Genomic DNA, 16,971 nt, shown 5'->3' on the forward strand with positions numbered 1-16,971 from the left:
GCCTCGTGCCATCGGCAACGGAGCCGATCCTGCCGCGCCGGATCGGCGCTAATGCACGCGAATAACGTGGGGGCGGCCGAGATTGATCAGGCCCTGCACCGCCGAGAGGCGGTCATCGAGGGCTGCAATGGTGAGCAATAGATTGTTGCGGCGCTCGTCGAGCAAACCCATCTCGGCGCCGCTGAGCTTTGTGCTCGTCCGTTCCTTGTGGATCGCTTCGAGGGACTTGCGCAGTCCGGCAATCAACCCGGCCAGCTGCTGGGCCTCCTTGGTCATCGACCGCTTAGCGACATTCTGCTGACGGCGCGTCTCCGCCTGGCTCTGACTCATTTCATCCTCCCGTGCCCCGCTGCCCCGAGTGGATGACTGCATCTTTGGATACACATGTTACGATCGATGAAATCTGCCCGCGAAGAACTTTCTTAAATTGTACGTGCAGGGAACTCGACGCCGGGCGTCAGATCACCTTCAGCATGAAGCGGTCGAAGTACGATGCAAGCCCGGCATAGTCGTCGAGCGGCAGCACATTCGCGACATACTGGTCGGGCCGCACCACGACCATGCAGCCGCGCTTTCGATCGATCCCTCGCATTGCGAAAACGTCGTGGCCCCCTTTCAGGTCCGGGCAGAACATCTTTTCGTAGTCGATCAGACCATAGCGGCCCTTGCGCGGGAGCAGCAGCGACGGCATCGCCGCGACGGCAAGCTGACGATGATCCTGCTGGAAGACGGCACGCAGGTCGATCACGCTGTCGACGTCGGCGCCAACAGGCGTGTATCGCCGCAACGGTGATTCCCGAGCCTCGGTGAGGAAGCCGCACAGCGCGCGGATGGCCGAGCCGGCAGCCGCAGGATCCTCCGCAGGCGAAAACGCGTAGATGCGGAAACGGCCGTCGGCCTGCGCGGCGTGGCCGAGATGGACCGGCTTGGCGTCCGCCAGCCGGATCACCGGCGCGGAATGGAAACGCTTGCCGATGACGAGGCCCTGCGCGAGGTGCTGATGCGAAGTCGCGCCGGTGAGCACCGATGGTCTGTAATGCGTTGCCGTGCCCGCGGTATAGCGCCCATGCCTGACGAAATAGTCCTGCGTTTTGGCGGCATCGGCGCCGCCCGCCTTGGCGGCCGAGGCGAGAATCCCCGCCCATTCGCGGTCGAAATCGATCAGCTCTTTCGCGACCGCCTGGCGCTCCGCCGAATAGGAATGCAGCAGGCTCGGGGCGCACCGGCTCCGGAGGACACCGGCGAGCTTCCAGCCGAGATTGAAGGCATCCTGCATCGAGACGTTCATACCCTGCCCCGCCTTCGGGCTGTGCGTATGGCAGGCATCGCCCGCGATGAAGACGCGCGGCAGGCGCGTGTCGATCTCGGTCTCCGGCACGTCGTCGAACTTGTCGGTCAGGCGCTGGCCGATCTCATAGACCGACCACCAGGCGATCTCCTTCACCTCGAGTGTATGCGGGTTCAATATCCGCTGCGCCTTGGCGATCACGTCGTCGGCGGTGATGTTGCGGCTCGCAACGCGCTCGCCGACATCGAGTTTTGCGAGCTCGACATAGATGCGGACCATGTAGCCGCCTTCACGCGGAATGATCAGCAGGCTGCCGTCCCTGGCCGACTGGACCAGCGACTTGAAGCGGATGTCCGGAAAATCCGTCACCGCCAGCACGTCCATCACGCCCCAGGCGTGGTTGGCGGAATCGCCATGCAGCTCGCGCCCGATCGATTTGCGCACCGTGCTGCGTGCGCCGTCGCAGCCGACGACGTAGCGCGCCCTGATGGTCTCGACCTTGCCCTCGTGCGCGGCATCGACGCGTTCGAGGCGCACGCTCACGGCATGATCGGCAGCAGGATCGACATGGAGATCAAGCACGCGTCGGCTGTAATACGGCTCGAGCTTCGCCGGCGACCTGCGCATGACGTCGAGGAAACAGTCATGGATGCGCGCCTGGTTGAGGATGACGTGCGGGAATTCCGACAGCCCATCCTCGACGTCCTGAACCCGGCCGCTGCGGGCGATCTTCTCCGGCGTCAGCTCATCCGGCTTCCAGAACGTCGTTTCGTTGACCCAATAGGCCTCCTTCAGCACCCGCTCGCTGAAGCCATAGGCGTGGAACATCTCTATCGTGCGGCAGGCGATGCCGTCGGCCTGGCCGACCAGCAGCCGGCCCGGCTTCTGCTCGACGATGCAGGTCTTGATGTCAGGAAACTGCGCAAGCTGGGCGGCCAGCGTCAGACCGGCAGGTCCGCAGCCGACGATGAGAACATCAACCTCGTCAGGCACGGTGCCCGTTGCGCCCGGTGCCTGAACACGCTCGGCGGGATCGGCAATCTCGGGGTCGCCCGGCTGAAATCCATTCAGATGGAACTGCATGAGCACCTCTCCCGTCAAATTTCTATTTGGATATTGCTCAGTATGCTGACTATCAGTATGCTTGTCAACGACCCTCGAAACCTCCCTGCCTCCGCGGAGACGTCGGTGAAAGACAACAACGACATGCCCGGGCATCTGGCGCGCCGCTTCCAGCAGATCGCGGTCGCGGTGTTCCTGGCCGAAGTCGAAGACGCCGGCTTCGATCTCACGCCGGTGCAGTACGCCGCGCTCGCGACCATCAAGGCCAATCCGGGATTAGACCAGGTAACGCTCGCCGGATTGATCGCCTACGATCGCACCACCATCACCGGCGTGATCGATCGCCTCGTCCAGAAGGGCCTCGCGGAGCGCCGCCCCTCCAGCCGCGACCGCCGCGCGCGGGAGCTCCAAATCACCGATGAAGGCCGGCGCACGCTGCGCAAGATCACGCCGGCCGTCGAATCTGCGCAGCGCATCATGCTGGGCGGCCTCAGCGCGAAGGAGGGCGAGGAACTGATGCGGCTGCTGCGCAAGGCCATCGCCGCCGGCAACGAGCTCAGCCGCGCCCCGCAACGCGATGCGCAAATCTAACTCCAAACCACGTCCGAATTTGTCGCAGCGCACGAAACCAGGAACTAACCTTCGCCTGCTAAGCTCGGCCGTATTGGGCACTTAACGTGCGATTAACTTTGTGGGGCGGAGTTCGGAATGTTCAGGTTCCTCGTTATGGCGGCAGCCATGACGCTCTCGACCAGTCATGCAGTCGCAGGCGGCCACGGGGGCGGCGACCCTCCTCCGCCGAAGGTCGAGGCGCCGACGGCTCCAGCGAAGGTGATCCTGACCAAACAGGGTCGCAAGCTCGTCGATCTCAACGGCATGACGCTTTACATTTACGAGCGCGACACCACCGGAAAGTCCTCGAATTGCAACGGTAAGTGCACCGAGAACTGGGTTCCGCTGGCCGCGACGGCCGACGCCAGGGCCGTCGGCGACTTCACCGTGATCAGCCGCGACGACGGCAGCAAGATGTGGGCCTACCGCTATCGTCCGCTCTACACGTCACCCGCTGACAAGGCGCCGGGCGACGCCAACGGCAATGCCACGACGCTGCAATGGCGGATCGCGCGGCCCGAGTAGGAAAACGCATCCCGGCAGCGTCGCCGGCTCACCGACGACCCTGTGCGACGGAACCGACCGTTCGCACAGCTCTCAGCTTCGCCAGCGCATACCCGTCTCGGCCTGCGCGTTCTGCCCGGGCGGCAGCACCACGACCGTCGAATTGAGCTTTACCCGGTCGTAGAGATCGATGACGTCCTCATTGCGCATCCGGATGCAGCCGGACGAGATCGCCTGGCCGATATATTCGGGCTGGTTCGTGCCGTGGATGCGGTAGAGCGTGTCCTTGTTGCCGACATACAGATAGATGCCCCGCGCGCCGAGCGGATTGGCGGGACCGCCTGGAACGCGCGCCGGATACGGGCCGAGCCGCGCTTGGATGTCCGCCGTCGGAACCCAGTCCGGCCACTCCGCCAGGCGGCCGACCCGCGCGACGCCGGAGAACGCCATGGCTTCCTCGCCGACCGCAACGCCGTAGCGGATCGCCTTGCCCTCGGGCAGCACGTAGTAGAGATAGCGCGCATCGGTATCGACCAGGATCGTGCCCGGCTGTTCCTTGCGGTGGTAGTCCACGATATGGCGGAGATATTGCTCAGGCACCTTCGCCTGAGCGTAAGGCGTATGCGCGAGCAACTGACGGTCGCGCGGCGTCATGCTCGCGTCCGTCGATGGCGAGAGTGTCGTCTGCATGCAGCCGCCCAGCGGCAACAAGGCTGCGACGAACAAAACGAGTAGAGATCTTGGCACCGCCGGCCCCCCGATAGCGGATAGCAGCACCCCCAGCACCGCCACATATCGCCAAAATCGCGCTGAAAACAAGGCGGGAGAGGAACACGTGCGCGTGTTCGATCAACCGGGTTCCATCACCATAAACGGCGGAAGACCGTCGCATCATCTCCATCCCCTCGCCTTGCTTTGGTCAAACCCGGCTGGACTCGTGCGCCCTGGGGCTCGGGATGGGCTCACCTCAACCGATCGGCGCCGCGCCAATGCGGACGACCTAGGCTTCAAACACCAGGCTTCAAAGGAGTTGCGATGCTCGCGACGCTGAATGCCAAGCAAATCGTCGATGAGATCGTGAAGGACACGGTCAAGGACAACGACCCTCACGACGCGGTTCAGATCTCTCCCGAGATCGTGCTGGCCTCCCGGCCCACCAGCGCGTCTCCTGCGCTGGCGCCGGAGATCGCGCCGCGTCCGGAGCCCAGGTTCACCCCGGAGGCCAAGCTCACTCCGGAGCCCAAGCTCACTTTGGAGCCGAAGTTCGCGCCGGAGCCGGCACGTGCGCCCGAGCCCACCATCAACGTCGTCTACGGAAAGCCCGCCGCGGCACCATTTGTCGACACGGCTGTCCGCGTCACGTCCAGCGACGTTCCTGTCAGGCAGAAGCGATCCTCGGTCGGCAAGTGGCTGCGCGGTGCGTCCGTCGCGTTCCTGTTTGCCGGCGCCAGCGTGGCCGCCAGCATCGCCTGGGAGAAGCACGGCGACACGGCAACGCAAATGCTGGCCGAATGGACGCCGACACTGACTTCGTTGCTACCTGTGACCTCGTGGCTACCTGCGACGTCGCAGACCGCTCCGGTCGCCGCCACGCAGGCCCCACCGGCCGCAGTGGAAGCCACGGCAGATCAATCGGCCAACCAATCCGCGCCGCCGCCCGCCGCCCAAATTGCCGCAGTCGCGCCTGCCGCGACACTGCCGGTCGACACAACGCAGTCGGTGCAATCGATGACGCACGATCTCGCCGCGATGGCGCAGCAGATCGAGCAGCTCAAGGCCAGCATCGCCGAGCTGAAGGCCGGGCAGGAGCAGATGGCGCGTGAGATGGCGAAGCCGCCTGCACCGAAGCCGGCAGCCGAAGCGAAGCCACCGGTCGATCCGCGCGCACGCGCTGCTGCGCTTCCGCCGCAGCCTGCCGCGCCTCCGGTTCGCAAGCCCAAACCGGCCGTGGCACGGAACTACATGCCGGCCTCTTCGCCCGCGCCGCTCGCACCTCCGCCGCCGCCATCGCAGGCCGCCGCGGTCGCGCCGCCAGCTGCGCCGGCCACGACGACGCAAGCCGTTGCCGATGACGATGGACCTATCGTGCGCCCGCCAATGCCGCTGCGTTAGTCGCGATCTCGCGCACGCTGTCCGAGTCGATGTAATGCGTTGAGTCCGGGCTACTACGGGAAGCGATGCCTTGCACGTCTTCCGATCAAGAGAAAAGGCCGTCGGGATCTATGCCGCCGGCCTTCTCGTGCAGCTGCCGGTTCCCGGAGCCCGGTTCTGCTGCAATTCCATGCCTCATGGTCGCCCGGACATATTTAATAAAATGTTAACGCGCCCACATGCTGCACATCATTTCTGCGCCATAAGCTCAGAGATTGCGCGGCCTGTTCATTCGGCAACTATCGACTCAGTGGTATCATCCGGGATGTGTTGAGACTTGCACTGAAGCTCAGATCGTCACACGGGGGAATTCAGATGCCCTACTACTATTTCGATCTCGTGGTTGGTGAAGAGTTCAAGAACCAGGGGGGAATCATCCTCGAAGACATCGAGGTTGCCTCCGATCGCGCCGATCAACTGGCGTGTGAGCTGTCACAGGTGAAGCCGGAGCTGCAGCAGAAGGGTTGCGCGGTGCGCGTCACCGATCGCGATCACAACGAGCTCTATCGCACACCGCTCGATCCGGTGCCGGCCTGGCAGCGCTAAGCACAGCGTTTTGCTAAGCACAGCGCTTTCAAGCGAAGCGGATGCCGGGTTGCGTTGAGAAACGCGTCAAACCAAGACGCCAAAGTTCGTTCCGATGGAATCGGAACGATCTTTACTCTCCAAGCGTCGGCGGCTCGAACCAGTTCGTCAGCGACAACCCACCGTCGACGACGAAGGCCGCGCCGGTGACGTAAGCGGAGAGCTTGTTCGACAGCACCGTGAGCGCCATCGGCACGAGGTCCTTGGCCTCGCCGAGACGCCCGAGCGGAATGTGCCGCGCCAGCGCGGGATCCGCAACGAATCCGCCGGCCGCGATTGCGCCGGGCACCAGCGCGTTGACGCGGATATCGTGGCGGCCAAACGTCTTGGCCAACTCCTTCACCAGCATCGCCAGCCCCGCCTTCGTCGTCGAATAATGCGGCAGGTTGCGCGGGGTGCCCGCATGCAGCGAGGTCAGAAACAAGAACGAGCCCGGTCGTTTCGCCGCGATCAGCCGTTTTGCGAGTTCACGCCCCAGTTGAAAGCCGGCATCGAGATTGACGGCATGCATCTCCTGCCAGGTCCTGCGATCGACCGCGAGGGCATGATCGGCCTCGCGCCGCGGCGGCGAGGCGCTGTGGACGAAATGGCTGACCTCGCCCAGCGCTGCGTGTGCGGCAGCCAGCAGCTCATCGCAGGCCTCGAGCCTGGCGAGATCGCCGACCCAGGGCACGGCCAGAGCGGGCTGCTCGCTGGCGCTGATCGCGGCATGTACCCGCTCCGCGCTCACATCCGCAAACACGGTCCGCACGCCCTCACCGACCAGGGCCTGCGCGATCGCGCGGCCGATGCCATTGCCTGCGCCGGTGACGAGCGCGGTGTCGCGTGCTGGATCGAACGGCGTGCTGAACAGGCTCATGTCGTGCTCCGAGGCTGGGGAGCGGCAGGTTAGCCCACCGCCTGGACCGACGACAATTGCGCAGCGCGCCATTGCGGAGCGGCGCGCCGGACGCTAGCCTCCCAAAAAAACGAGGAGGTTCCAGGGATGCGCACCGGTTTTCTGATGACGGGCCTGTTGCTGCTGCTGGCTGCGCCGGTCCAGGCTGGCGACGCGCCGCCGCGGTCGACCTATGTGACGATGGTCTTGCAGGCCTTCGCCGCCAAGGTCGAGTGCCCCAACACGGACCTCGTCTATCAGGACCTCGTGCAGAGGGCGCAGCAGATGCACCTGCCCGACGGCACCACCGAGAAGGTGCGCAAAGCGATCGCCTGGATGCACACCGGCGGCAAGATGGGCGAGAAACAGGACGATGACTTGATGGCCGAGGTCGCGGTCGCGACCCAGGCTACCGACCTCGACCAGCGCCGGCTCGGCATGCCCGGCTGGTGCGAAGCCCAAAAGACCAACCTCGCCGGCCTGATCCGCAGCAAGGGCGGCTAAAGCATGATCCGGAAAAGTGCGCAGCGGTTTTCCGAAAAGATCATGCTTAGACAACAACCTAAAGCGCGATGACGATTCATCCTATTCGCATCGCGCTTTAGCGAGCCCTGGCTTTCGCCGCATTAAGCACTCCGCGACGGAACCGCTGGCCCGGCCCAAAATCGTCACAATCCTCGAAAGCATGCGACCTCTTCGAATTCGAACAGGAGGTCCTCATGCGGAGTATCCATTTCGTTTTCGCAGGCGCGATTGCGGCCGCCACGGTCCTGATCGCGCCCGCACAGGCGAGGAATGCCGACGCCCAAAAAGGCGAGGAAAAATCCACCCCGTCCTCGTGCAGTGCCTATCAGCAGGCGCCGGATGGCTCGTGGGAGCCACTCCCCTGCAAGGCGACAGGCGAGCGCGGGCAGCCGCAGACACAGAACCGCACGTCGCCGCAAGGCAGCGATCGTGGGGAGCGTTGAAGGCGCTCGCGCTTACGAATGTCAGCTCTGATGCGGGCCGCGCATGATCTTCATGGCGTCCACGATGTGACGCCATTCCCTGGCCTCGTCGGTCTCGCCGCGGCCCTCGCAGGCCCGGGCCTGCTCGGCGGCTTTCGCAATCGCAGCAAGTCCGTGCTGTTCGAGCATCTGCCGGGCAACGGTATGAACCTGGACCTCGGACATCATGGGCGCTCTCCCGCTTGAGGGAACTGCGGTGCAGCGCACAACTGCCACCGCGGGTGTCTCACAACGATCGAGGCCCCGAGCTCGTTCCGTCCCGTCGATGTGAGCCGCCCAAGACAAGCTCAAGACAAAGGCGGCCCGCCATGCCCGGCGGACCGCCTTCTCACCCACCCCAAACGGAGGTCCGCGGCCGCGCCCCCTACGCGACAGCCACCTTCTTGCGCTCGAAATCGTTCGGCACCTCGATATCGACCTCCAGGGTCGAAACCTCGTCGCCGCGCTCGAGCCGCACGATGACCTTGGTCGGATCCAGCGTGACGTGCCTGGACACGACGGCGAGAATTTCCTCACGCAGCACGCCGAGCAGATCCGGCTGGCCACGCATTCCGCGCTCATGGGCAAGCAGGATCTGCAGCCGTTCGCGCGCGACGGGTGCCGAGGCCTTCTTACCGCGGAGAAGTCGAAGCAGACCCATGCTCATGCAGCCCTCCGTCGCAGCAGGCGATCCATCAGACCTCTGCGCTCGGCAGGAACATGCATCGTCACGTTCTCGCCGCAGAGGCGCTTGGCCGCGTCCATATAGGCCCGCGCCGGCGCTCCATCCGCGTTCGACAAGGTCACCGGCGTGCCGACGTTGGACGCCTTCAACACGTCCTGGCTCTCGGGGATGATGCCGAGCAATGGCGTTGCCAGGATCTCGAGGATGTCGTCGATGGTCAGCATCTCGCCGCGCGCGGCACGCGAGGGATCGTAGCGGGTGATGAGGATGTGCTTCTCGACGCGCTCGCCCTTCTCGGCCCGCACCGTCTTGGAATCGAGCATGCCGATGATGCGGTCGGAATCGCGCACCGAGGAGACTTCCGGATTGGTGACGATCACGGCCTCGTCGGCAAAGCGCATCGCCATGGAGGCGCCGCGCTCGATGCCGGCCGGGCTGTCGCAGATCACCCAGTCGAAGCGGCTGCGCAGATCGTCGATGACCTTGCCGACGCCCTCTTCCGTCAACGCGTCCTTGTCGCGGGTTTGCGAGGCCGGCAGCAGCCAGAGATTCTCCAGCCGCTTGTCGCGGATCAGCGCCTGCGGCAGCTTCGCAACGCCCTGCACCACGTTGATGAGATCGAACACCACGCGGCGTTCGGCGCCCATCACGAGGTCGAGATTGCGCAGGCCGACGTCGAAATCGACGACGACGACCTTGTCGCCGCGTTGCGCGAGCGCTGCTCCCAGCGCGGCGGTCGTCGTGGTCTTCCCGACCCCGCCCTTGCCTGATGTCACGACCAGTACCTTACTCATCTGAAATGTCTCCTTTGCTGGTCAGTTCAGTGCTGTAATTCGCATGGTATTCCCCTGTAGCCAGGCCTGCGCCGGCTTGCCGCGCAAGGCGGCGTCGATGTCGTCCGCTGTCTGGTAAAACCCGTCAATTGCAAGCAGTTCAGCCTCGATCTTCTGACAATAGATGCGCGCGCTGGTGTGACCGTTCACGCCCGCCATGGCGCGGCCGCGCAGCGCGCCGTAGACGTGGATGGAGCCGCCGGCAACGACCTCGGCGCCGGAGCCGACCGAGCCGAGAATGGTGACGTCGCCTTCCGGGAAGATCACGGTCTGGCCCGAGCGCACGGGGTGTTCGAGCAGCAGCGAGGTCGGCTTGGTCTCGGCCTTCACCTCGGCCTTCTTCGGCGCGCTCGGCTCGACCACGCAGCTGCGCCCGCCCGACAGGAGCGGCGGCATCATGGGGGTCAGCCGGCCCTCCTCCACCCCTTCGATGCCGAGCACGCGAATGTTGCGGTCCTGAAGGCTGGTGAGCAGATGGCCGATGCCGGCCTGGCTGAGATCGACCGACGACAAGTCGATCACCACGGGCCGACCGGCGAAAAAGCCGGGCGAGCGCGCGATGGTGGCGTCGATCTCGTGCAGCCAATCCTGGACCGGAACCGTCGGCGTAAACACGAACGCCACATAGGAGCGCCCGCGCAGGCGCACCATTTGACGTTGGACTTTTGCTGCAGCCTCCATAGCGGCCGACTCGTTCCCTGTTATTGAATGGTTAACGATGCGGCGGATATGGTTAACAGCCGGTTAATTCTCCATGGAGTTACGGAGGCTGGGGGCTCGGGCTGGCTGGGATTCGCTCTCGTGTCCCGGACGCGCTGCAGCGTGTAACGCTGCTGCGCAGAGCCGGGACCCAGACCGCGCGGATGGTGCTCTCGGTGAAATGGGCCCCGGCTCTGCAGCGCACCGTCAAGGGACGCTGCGCTGCGTCCGGGGCATGCGCGGAGAACGGGCGACGCCTACCGCCCTACTTCTTCACCTTGCTCGCATCCATCTTGATGTTCGGATCGAGCATCTTGGTCGTGAACGCCGTGGTCACGTCGAACGGCTTCTCCATGCCGAGATAGGTCTGGACCAGTTCGTAGTCTTTCTTCATCCGCTCGCCGTCGATCCAGCCGAGACCCTTGGTGGTCGTGAACTCGTCCGTCATCAAAAACTTGATGCGCTCCCACTGCCGTTCCTGATTGGCCCGGTCAAGCCCCGAGACCTGCTCGAGCAGCGCGTTCAGGCACGGGGCCACGTCGGCGACGCAGGCCGCGAAGGCTTTCTGCGTGACGCGCACGACATCTTCGACGACCTTCGGGTTCTTCTGCAAGTAGGCGCCGTTGACGATCAAGGAATTGCCGTAAGGGTTGAGCCCGATGTCCTTCCAGTTGACGTAGCCGAGATCGCCGCCGAACTCGATCACCTTCAGGTCGTGCTCGTTGTAGAAGTCGCTGATGATATCGACGGTGTGGCTCTTCAGTGCCGCGATCTTGGCGGTCGGTCCGACATTGACGAAGCCGACGGAATCGGGCGCAAGCCCCGCCGCCTTGGCGAAGGCCGGCCACATCACGCGCGAGGCATCGCCGGGCGGGTTGCCGATCTTGTGCCCGGCGAAATCCTTCACCCCGTTCACGCCATAGCTCTTCAGCCAGTAGAAGGTCTGGCCGGTATTGGCATAGACGCTCATCACCGCGACCGTGTCGGCGCCCTTGCTCTTGGCCACCAGCATGGTGGCGAGATCGGCGACGCCGAAGGGCGAGCCGCCGGAGCCGACCTTGGCCGCGGAGACGCCGGAGCCCTTGCCGGTCTCGATGGTGAGGTCGATGCCCGCCTTCTCGTACCAGCCCTGCGCCTTGGCGTAGTAATACGGCGAGTGGTCGGCCGTCGGCGTCCAGTTCAGGATCAGATTGACGGCCTCTCCCGCATGCGCGGGCATCGCCGACACACCGAGCCCGAGAGCCAACACCAGGGCCGAGCCCGCCGCCTGCAAACGCTTCATCGCATCTCTCCTCGTTGCCGCGACCCGGCTTGTCGCTCTCCCCTTGTGAGGATACCAATGCAACAAGCCCGCCCTCCACTTGTCAACTGTTTGGTTGGAAATGCCCGCAAAACGATCTGGCGACACCGTGCCGCAGCGCCGCGATCCCGTCGCCACCCGCAGGAAGCTCCTGACCGCGGCACGCCAGGAATTCGCCCGGCATGGCTTTGCGGGCGCCCGTGTCGACGAGATCGCCGAGCGCGCCGGCGTAAACAAGCAACTCGTCTACCACTATTTCGGCGACAAGGACGCGCTCTACCTCGCCGTGCTCGAATGGGTCTATGAGGACATCCGCGAGCAGGAGCGCAGGCTCAATCTCGAAGGCCTGCCGCCGGAGAAGGCGATCCGCAAGCTGATCGAGGCATCGTTCGATCACCTGGCGGCAAACCCTGATTTCATCGTGCTTTTGAACGACGAGAACCGCGGCGGCGCCCGTCATGTCCGCGGCTCGACCCGGCTGGAGGCGATGCACTCGCCGCTCGTCAAAAGCGTCTCCCACATCCTCAACGAGGGGGTGCGATCTGGCGTATTCCGCAAGGGGATCGATCCCGTCCAGCTCTACATCTCCATTGCGGGCCTCAGCTATTTCTTCTTCTCCAATACGCCGACGCTGTCGGCGATCTTCGGCAAGGACCTGTCGAGCCGGGCCCAGCGGCGCGCCCGCCGCCGACACGTCGCCGACCTCGTGCTCCAGTCGCTCCGGCCCTAATCAACCAATTGGTTGAAACTTCCCTCGAGTCCGGCTAGGCTCGCGACCCGCGGCAGGGTGGCTGTCGGCAACAGGGAGCAGGCGGTGGCAGGAGACGGGGCACGCACCTCGCGCAGCTTTGCGATCATCCTGATCGTGCACCTCGCCGTGCTCGTGCTGTGGCAGGTCGCGGTCGACGCCTTCCAGGTCCCGAAATTCATCCTGCCCTCCCCGCTTGCGACAATTCAGACGTTGGGGACCACAGGCTATGCCTGGGGCGCCAACACGCTGGTGACGGCGGTCGAGATCCTCGGCGGCTTCGCGCTCGGCGCCTTCGTCGGCGTCGCGCTCGCCGTGATCTTCAGCTGGGCACCGCTGCTCAGCCTCGTGCTGCTGCCGCTGTTCGTCACGCTGAACATGATTCCGAAAGTGGCGCTCGGCCCGCTCTTCATCGTCTGGTTCTCCTACGGCATCGTGCCGAACATCCTGATCGCTTTCAGCATCTGCTTCTTCCCGATCCTGCTCACCACCGCGCGCGGCCTGCGCGAGGTCGAGCCGGACCTGCTCGATCTCGTCAAATCGCTGCGCGGCTCGCGCTGGACTCTGTTCCGCAAGATCCAGCTGCCGGGATCGCTGCCTTACATCTTCTCCGGCATGAAGGTCGGCGCCATCCTCGCGGTCGCCGGCGCCATCGTCGGCGAGTTCATCGCCTCCGAGCGCGGGCTCGGCTACCTCATGATCCAGGTGCAGTCCTCGCTCGACACGCCCGCGATGGTGATGGCAGTCGTGCTGCTGACGCTGCTTGGTGTCGCTCTCTACGGCCTGGTGCTCGCCCTCGAACGCATGTTCGTCGTCGGCGACACCAGGCAGACCTGAAGACCAAGGACGACGTATCCATGCTGCTCACCCGCCAGACGCTGCCGAAGACCATCCCTGACACCGCTGCACTCGACGATCTCCTGTGCCGGCCGAGCCAGGCCCTGATCGACGATCTCAAGAAGGTCGAGGGCGACATCATGATCCTCGGCGTCGCCGGCAAGATGGGCCCGACGCTGGCAGGACTTGCGAAGGCCGCCGCGCCGGATCGCCGTATCATCGGCGTCGCCCGCTTCAGCGACGCCGGCGTGAAGGACTGGCTGCACGCGCGCGGCGTCGAGACGATCAACTGCGACCTCATGGACGAGAAGGCTATTCAGGCCCTGCCGAAAGCGCCGAACATCGTCTTCATGGCCGGCCGCAAGTTCGGCGCCGAGGGCGATCTGTCGCTGACCTGGGCGATGAACGCGCATGTCCCGGCGCTGGTCGCGCAGGCTTTCCCCTCCTCGCGCATCGTGGCGTTCTCGACCGGCTGCATCTATCCGTTCGTCCCCGTCGACGGCAAAGGCTCGAGCGAGGACATGGCGCCGAATCCGCCCGGCGAATACGCCCAGTCCTGCGTCGGCCGCGAGCGCATGTTCGAATATTTCTCGCGCAAGTTCGGCACGCCGGGGCGCCTTTTCCGCCTCAACTACGCGATCGACATGCGCTATGGCGTGCTGCACGACATCGCGACGAAAGTTCTGACGGGCACGCCGATCGACGTCAGCCTCGGCCATGTCAACTTCATCTGGCAGGGCGATGCGTCCTCCCAGGCGCTGCGCTGCCTGGCGCATTGCACGACGCCGACCTCGCCGATCAATGTCAGCGGCCATGAGATTTTGGCGGTCCGCGATCTCGCGCAAAAATTCGGCGCAAGATTCGGCCGCGCGCCGATGCTAACGGGCAAGGAAGTGCCGACCGCGTGGCTGACCGACACGTCGAAGGCGGTCGAACTGTTCGGCCTGCCCGTCGTTGACACCGAGCAACTGATCGCCTGGACGGCGGATTGGGTCTCTCGCGCCATGCCGAGCCTCGGCAAGCCCACCAAATACGAGGTGCGCGATGGTCGCTACTGACGGTCCGCACATCGTCCGGCTCGGCGTCGAGGACGCCGCGGCTGGCCTTGTGCTCTCGACCGAAGCGCACTGGAACCAGACCGAAGAAGACTGGCGCATCTTCCTGCGCGACGGAGTCGTCCTCGGCATCCACGACGGCGCGCGACTGGTCGCGACTGCGGCGCTGCTGCCCTATTCCGGCAACAATGCGTGGATCAGCATGGTGCTGGTAACGGCAAGCCATCGCCGCCGCGGTCTTGCCACGCGGCTCGTCGATGCCTGCCTCGAGGCGGCGCGCAAGGACAGGCTGACGTGCTGGCTCGATGCGACGCCCGACGGCGCCCGGGTCTATGGCCCGCTCGGCTTCACCCCGACCTCGCAATTGCGCCGGCTGAAGCTGTTGAAATCCACGTCCGGATCCGCGCAAGCTCCGTCAGCCGCAACGCTCGATGCACTTCGCGCGCGGGACCGGCGGGCGACCGGTCTCGACCGTACCGCCCTGCTCTCGGCGTTCGCACAGCGACCCGGCTCGCGCATCGTCACAGCGAACGGCGCCATCGCGCTGGTGCGGGACGGCCGAGCCGCGTGCCATATCGGCCCGTTGTTCGCCGATCACACCGCAGTCGCGCTGACCCTGGTCGACGCGATCGCGCGGTCGCAGGACGGACCGCTCCTGCTCGACGCCGTCGCGTCGCAAGCCGCATTCCTGGACGGACTGACGGCGTCCGGCTGGACCATCGAACGCCCCTTCCAGCGGATGCGTCTCGGCCCCGCCACCGCCATGGCCGAGGAAATGCCATTCGCCGTCGCCGGCCCCGAATTCGGATAGGACATCATGCACCACAGCCAGATCAATAGCGACGTCCGCAAGCTGATCGCCAACGGCACCGTGCTGCCGGCGCATCCGCTCGCGCTCACCGCCGAGCGACAGCTCGACAAGATTCATCAGCGTGCGCTGACGCGCTATTACATCGACGCCGGCTCGGGCGGCCTTGCCGTCGGTGTGCACACTACGCAATTCGCGATCCGCGACGTCGGCCTCTACCGTCCCGTGCTCGAGCTCGCCGCGGAGACCGCAGCACACTGGACCCAGCGGCCGCTGGCGTTGGTCGCGGGCCTCGCCGGCCCAACCAGCCAGGCGATCACCGAGGCCCGCACCGCACGCGACATCGGCTATCACGCGGGCCTGCTCAGCCTCGCCGCGATGAAGAGCGCCTCCGAGGACGAGATCATCGCGCACTGCACGGCCGTGGCCGCCGAAATTCCGCTGGTCGGCTTCTACCTTCAGCCGGCCGTGGGCGGCGTCATCCTGTCGAGCCGGTTCTGGCAGCGCTTCGCCTCGATAGACAACGTCATTGCGATCAAGATCGCACCGTTCAACCGCTACCGTACCCTCGATGTTCTGCGCGGCGTCGCGGCCGCCGGCGCGCTCGACCGCGTCGCGCTCTACACCGGCAATGACGACCACATCCTGCTCGACCTGATGCTGCCGTTCGATCTCCGCGACAAGGGCGTCACCACGCGGACCTATTTCAAGGGCGGCCTGCTCGGCCACTGGTCGGTCTGGACCGCGAGCGCCATCCAGCAGTTCGAGCGCTGCAAGGCGGCGCGGCACAAGGACACCGTGCCCGCCGACCTGCTGGCGCTCGATGCCCGCGTCACCGATTGCAACAGCGCCTTCTTCGACGTCGCCAACAATTTCCATGGCTGCATCGCCGGCTGCCACGAGGTGCTGCGGCGCCAGGGCCTGATGGAAGGTTTGTGGTGCCTCGATCCAAACGAGGGTCTCAGCCCCGGCCAGAAGGAGGAGATCGATCGCGTCTGCCGCGAGCACGCCGACCTCAGCGACGATGCCTTCGTCGCCGCGAATTTGAACAAATGGCTGGCATGAGCTCAGAGCCCTTCATCAGCCTGCAAGGCGTCCGAAAGGTCTATCGCAGCGGCGGCACCGAGTTTCTGGCGGTGTCCGACGTCACCATGGACGTGCAGGAAGGTGAGCTCGTCTCGCTGGTCGGCCCGTCCGGCTGCGGCAAGACGACGGTGATGAAGATCCTGGCGGGCCTGCATGGCGCCGACGGCGGCACCGTGACGATAGGCAATGCCACGAGCCCGTTCGATCCGACCCGCGATATCGGCATGGTGTTCCAGCAGGCATTGCTGCTGAAATGGCGGACCATCCTGGACAACGTGCTGCTGCCGGCCGAGATCGTCGGCCTGCCGATGAAGGCCGCGCGCGAGCGGGCGCGCGACCTTCTCAACCTCGTCGGGCTCTCCGGCTACGAGCAGAAATATCCGCAACAATTGTCCGGCGGCATGCAGCAGCGCACGGCGATCGCGCGCGCCTTCATCCACGATCCGAAACTGATCCTGATGGACGAGCCGTTCGGCGCACTGGATGCGCTGACGCGCGAGCAGATGAATCTGGAGATGCTGCGGATCTGGCGCGAGAGCGGCAAGACCATCATCTTCGTCACGCATTCGATCCAGGAAGCCGTGTTCCTGTCCTCGCACTGCGCCGTGCTGACGGCGGGCCCGGCGAAGATGGCCGACTATTTCGCGATCGACCTGCCCTTTCCGCGCGACCTTCCGCTGAAGACGACGGACGCGTTCGGCGCCTATGCAAGGCGCATCTATGCGAAGCTGGGCTTAGGGACGGCGTAATTCGCCAAACGAAAATTCTCGTAGGGTGGGCAAAGCGGAGCGTGCCCACCAATGCAAGTGAAGCACGTGATGGTGGGCACGGCGCAAGTGCGCCTTTGCCCACCCT

Annotated in this window: 21 protein-coding genes; 12 read left to right on the plus strand and 9 right to left on the minus strand. The window is 65.0% G+C overall.

Features of this window, described 5'->3' with window-relative positions; genetic code table 11:
* Nucleotides 1-48 precede the first annotated feature (48 nt).
* Nucleotides 49-276, minus strand: a complete 228-nt coding sequence (locus IVB23_RS02870) for a hypothetical protein (protein ID WP_244430140.1) — start codon at nucleotides 274-276, stop codon at nucleotides 49-51.
* Between the two features lie 181 nt (nucleotides 277-457).
* A complete protein-coding gene (locus IVB23_RS02875) occupies nucleotides 458-2,371 on the minus strand; it encodes an FAD-binding monooxygenase (RefSeq protein WP_247802420.1) in 1,914 nt (637 codons plus the stop codon).
* A gap of 105 nt (nucleotides 2,372-2,476) precedes the next feature.
* On the opposite strand from IVB23_RS02875, the gene IVB23_RS02880 reads away from it, so the two are divergent.
* Both IVB23_RS02880 and IVB23_RS02885 read left to right on the plus strand, forming a co-directional pair.
* Nucleotides 2,477-2,941, plus strand: coding sequence for a MarR family transcriptional regulator (locus tag IVB23_RS02880; RefSeq protein WP_061876627.1), 465 nt, complete (start codon nucleotides 2,477-2,479; stop codon nucleotides 2,939-2,941).
* Between the two features lie 117 nt (nucleotides 2,942-3,058).
* Nucleotides 3,059-3,487 carry a hypothetical protein gene (locus tag IVB23_RS02885; protein ID WP_061876564.1) on the plus strand — a complete coding sequence of 143 codons (429 nt, stop codon included), beginning with the start codon at nucleotides 3,059-3,061 and terminating at the stop codon, nucleotides 3,485-3,487.
* Nucleotides 3,488-3,559: 72 nt separating this feature from the next.
* Here IVB23_RS02885 and IVB23_RS02890 read toward each other — a convergent pair whose 3' ends face one another.
* A complete protein-coding gene (locus IVB23_RS02890) occupies nucleotides 3,560-4,156 on the minus strand; it encodes a L,D-transpeptidase (RefSeq protein ID WP_165935844.1) in 597 nt (198 codons plus the stop codon).
* Between the two features lie 345 nt (nucleotides 4,157-4,501).
* Here IVB23_RS02890 and IVB23_RS02895 point away from each other — a divergent pair, with 345 nt between their 5' ends.
* Complete coding sequence (locus IVB23_RS02895; protein ID WP_247802421.1) at nucleotides 4,502-5,578, plus strand: hypothetical protein; 1,077 nt, start codon at nucleotides 4,502-4,504, stop codon at nucleotides 5,576-5,578.
* Between the two features lie 354 nt (nucleotides 5,579-5,932).
* Nucleotides 5,933-6,163: a hypothetical protein gene (locus IVB23_RS02900; RefSeq protein WP_025035960.1), complete on the plus strand. Its 231-nt coding sequence runs from the start codon at nucleotides 5,933-5,935 to the stop codon at nucleotides 6,161-6,163.
* Nucleotides 6,164-6,275: 112 nt separating this feature from the next.
* Here IVB23_RS02900 and IVB23_RS02905 read toward each other — a convergent pair whose 3' ends face one another.
* Complete coding sequence (locus tag IVB23_RS02905; protein WP_061876562.1) at nucleotides 6,276-7,061, minus strand: SDR family oxidoreductase; 786 nt, start codon at nucleotides 7,059-7,061, stop codon at nucleotides 6,276-6,278.
* 126 nt (nucleotides 7,062-7,187) lie between these two features.
* Here IVB23_RS02905 and IVB23_RS02910 point away from each other — a divergent pair, with 126 nt between their 5' ends.
* Nucleotides 7,188-7,583, plus strand: a complete 396-nt coding sequence (locus IVB23_RS02910) for a hypothetical protein (RefSeq protein ID WP_061876561.1) — start codon at nucleotides 7,188-7,190, stop codon at nucleotides 7,581-7,583.
* Between the two features lie 215 nt (nucleotides 7,584-7,798).
* On the plus strand, nucleotides 7,799-8,047 hold the full coding sequence (locus IVB23_RS02915) for a hypothetical protein (RefSeq protein WP_061876560.1): 249 nt from the start codon (nucleotides 7,799-7,801) through the stop codon (nucleotides 8,045-8,047).
* Between the two features lie 21 nt (nucleotides 8,048-8,068).
* Here IVB23_RS02915 and IVB23_RS02920 read toward each other — a convergent pair whose 3' ends face one another.
* From IVB23_RS02920 to IVB23_RS02940, 5 genes are all read right to left on the minus strand, one after another.
* A complete protein-coding gene (locus IVB23_RS02920; protein WP_061876559.1) occupies nucleotides 8,069-8,254 on the minus strand; it encodes a hypothetical protein in 186 nt (61 codons plus the stop codon).
* 196 nt (nucleotides 8,255-8,450) lie between these two features.
* Nucleotides 8,451-8,732 carry a cell division topological specificity factor MinE gene (minE, locus tag IVB23_RS02925; RefSeq protein ID WP_025035955.1) on the minus strand — a complete coding sequence of 94 codons (282 nt, stop codon included), beginning with the start codon at nucleotides 8,730-8,732 and terminating at the stop codon, nucleotides 8,451-8,453.
* On the minus strand, nucleotides 8,729-9,544 hold the full coding sequence (gene minD, locus IVB23_RS02930) for a septum site-determining protein MinD (protein WP_061876558.1): 816 nt from the start codon (nucleotides 9,542-9,544) through the stop codon (nucleotides 8,729-8,731). The genes minE and minD overlap by 4 nt, the downstream gene beginning before the upstream one ends.
* A 21-nt stretch (nucleotides 9,545-9,565) precedes the next feature.
* Nucleotides 9,566-10,264, minus strand: a complete 699-nt coding sequence (minC, locus tag IVB23_RS02935; RefSeq protein ID WP_197967911.1) for a septum site-determining protein MinC — start codon at nucleotides 10,262-10,264, stop codon at nucleotides 9,566-9,568.
* Nucleotides 10,265-10,547: 283 nt separating this feature from the next.
* On the minus strand, nucleotides 10,548-11,564 hold the full coding sequence (locus IVB23_RS02940) for an ABC transporter substrate-binding protein (protein ID WP_247802422.1): 1,017 nt from the start codon (nucleotides 11,562-11,564) through the stop codon (nucleotides 10,548-10,550).
* A gap of 100 nt (nucleotides 11,565-11,664) precedes the next feature.
* Between IVB23_RS02940 and IVB23_RS02945 the strand changes: the two genes are divergently transcribed.
* From IVB23_RS02945 to IVB23_RS02970, 6 genes are all read left to right on the plus strand, one after another.
* Complete coding sequence (locus IVB23_RS02945) at nucleotides 11,665-12,312, plus strand: TetR/AcrR family transcriptional regulator (protein ID WP_028180814.1); 648 nt, start codon at nucleotides 11,665-11,667, stop codon at nucleotides 12,310-12,312.
* A gap of 84 nt (nucleotides 12,313-12,396) precedes the next feature.
* Nucleotides 12,397-13,167 carry an ABC transporter permease gene (locus IVB23_RS02950; RefSeq protein ID WP_197967908.1) on the plus strand — a complete coding sequence of 257 codons (771 nt, stop codon included), beginning with the start codon at nucleotides 12,397-12,399 and terminating at the stop codon, nucleotides 13,165-13,167.
* A gap of 20 nt (nucleotides 13,168-13,187) precedes the next feature.
* Complete coding sequence (locus tag IVB23_RS02955) at nucleotides 13,188-14,225, plus strand: NAD(P)-dependent oxidoreductase (protein WP_247802424.1); 1,038 nt, start codon at nucleotides 13,188-13,190, stop codon at nucleotides 14,223-14,225.
* Nucleotides 14,212-15,033 (plus strand): GNAT family N-acetyltransferase, encoded by an 822-nt coding sequence (locus IVB23_RS02960; RefSeq protein ID WP_247802425.1) that lies wholly within the window; start codon nucleotides 14,212-14,214, stop codon nucleotides 15,031-15,033. The genes IVB23_RS02955 and IVB23_RS02960 overlap by 14 nt, the downstream gene beginning before the upstream one ends.
* A gap of 6 nt (nucleotides 15,034-15,039) precedes the next feature.
* Nucleotides 15,040-16,095 carry a dihydrodipicolinate synthase family protein gene (locus IVB23_RS02965; RefSeq protein ID WP_061876552.1) on the plus strand — a complete coding sequence of 352 codons (1,056 nt, stop codon included), beginning with the start codon at nucleotides 15,040-15,042 and terminating at the stop codon, nucleotides 16,093-16,095.
* Entirely contained in the window at nucleotides 16,083-16,865 is a 783-nt protein-coding gene (locus tag IVB23_RS02970) for an ABC transporter ATP-binding protein (RefSeq protein WP_061876551.1), read from the plus strand. The genes IVB23_RS02965 and IVB23_RS02970 overlap by 13 nt, the downstream gene beginning before the upstream one ends.
* The last annotated feature ends 106 nt before the right edge of the window (nucleotides 16,866-16,971 follow it).

It is taken from the genome of Bradyrhizobium sp. 191, assembly GCF_023100985.1.
GTDB classification, from domain to species: domain Bacteria; phylum Pseudomonadota; class Alphaproteobacteria; order Rhizobiales; family Xanthobacteraceae; genus Bradyrhizobium; species Bradyrhizobium diversitatis.

Bases quoted from the DNA above. Each gene is read 5' to 3' on its own strand.
- IVB23_RS02870 (WP_244430140.1), bottom strand. From the start codon at position 276: ATGACCAAGGAGGCCCAGCAGCTGGCCGGGTTGATTGCCGGACTGCGC.
- IVB23_RS02875 (WP_247802420.1), bottom strand. From the start codon at position 2,371: ATGCAGTTCCATCTGAATGGATTTCAGCCGGGCGACCCCGAGATTGCC.
- IVB23_RS02885 (WP_061876564.1), top strand. From the start codon at position 3,059: ATGTTCAGGTTCCTCGTTATGGCGGCAGCCATGACGCTCTCGACCAGT.
- IVB23_RS02890 (WP_165935844.1), bottom strand. From the start codon at position 4,156: ATGCAGACGACACTCTCGCCATCGACGGACGCGAGCATGACGCCGCGC.
- IVB23_RS02895 (WP_247802421.1), top strand. From the start codon at position 4,502: ATGCTCGCGACGCTGAATGCCAAGCAAATCGTCGATGAGATCGTGAAG.
- IVB23_RS02900 (WP_025035960.1), top strand. From the start codon at position 5,933: ATGCCCTACTACTATTTCGATCTCGTGGTTGGTGAAGAGTTCAAGAAC.
- IVB23_RS02905 (WP_061876562.1), bottom strand. From the start codon at position 7,061: ATGAGCCTGTTCAGCACGCCGTTCGATCCAGCACGCGACACCGCGCTC.
- IVB23_RS02910 (WP_061876561.1), top strand. From the start codon at position 7,188: ATGCGCACCGGTTTTCTGATGACGGGCCTGTTGCTGCTGCTGGCTGCG.
- IVB23_RS02915 (WP_061876560.1), top strand. From the start codon at position 7,799: ATGCGGAGTATCCATTTCGTTTTCGCAGGCGCGATTGCGGCCGCCACG.
- IVB23_RS02920 (WP_061876559.1), bottom strand. From the start codon at position 8,254: ATGATGTCCGAGGTCCAGGTTCATACCGTTGCCCGGCAGATGCTCGAA.
- minE (WP_025035955.1), bottom strand. From the start codon at position 8,732: ATGAGCATGGGTCTGCTTCGACTTCTCCGCGGTAAGAAGGCCTCGGCA.
- minD (WP_061876558.1), bottom strand. From the start codon at position 9,544: ATGAGTAAGGTACTGGTCGTGACATCAGGCAAGGGCGGGGTCGGGAAG.
- minC (WP_197967911.1), bottom strand. From the start codon at position 10,264: ATGGAGGCTGCAGCAAAAGTCCAACGTCAAATGGTGCGCCTGCGCGGG.
- IVB23_RS02940 (WP_247802422.1), bottom strand. From the start codon at position 11,564: ATGAAGCGTTTGCAGGCGGCGGGCTCGGCCCTGGTGTTGGCTCTCGGG.
- IVB23_RS02945 (WP_028180814.1), top strand. From the start codon at position 11,665: ATGCCCGCAAAACGATCTGGCGACACCGTGCCGCAGCGCCGCGATCCC.
- IVB23_RS02955 (WP_247802424.1), top strand. From the start codon at position 13,188: ATGCTGCTCACCCGCCAGACGCTGCCGAAGACCATCCCTGACACCGCT.
- IVB23_RS02960 (WP_247802425.1), top strand. From the start codon at position 14,212: ATGGTCGCTACTGACGGTCCGCACATCGTCCGGCTCGGCGTCGAGGAC.
- IVB23_RS02965 (WP_061876552.1), top strand. From the start codon at position 15,040: ATGCACCACAGCCAGATCAATAGCGACGTCCGCAAGCTGATCGCCAAC.
- IVB23_RS02970 (WP_061876551.1), top strand. From the start codon at position 16,083: ATGGCTGGCATGAGCTCAGAGCCCTTCATCAGCCTGCAAGGCGTCCGA.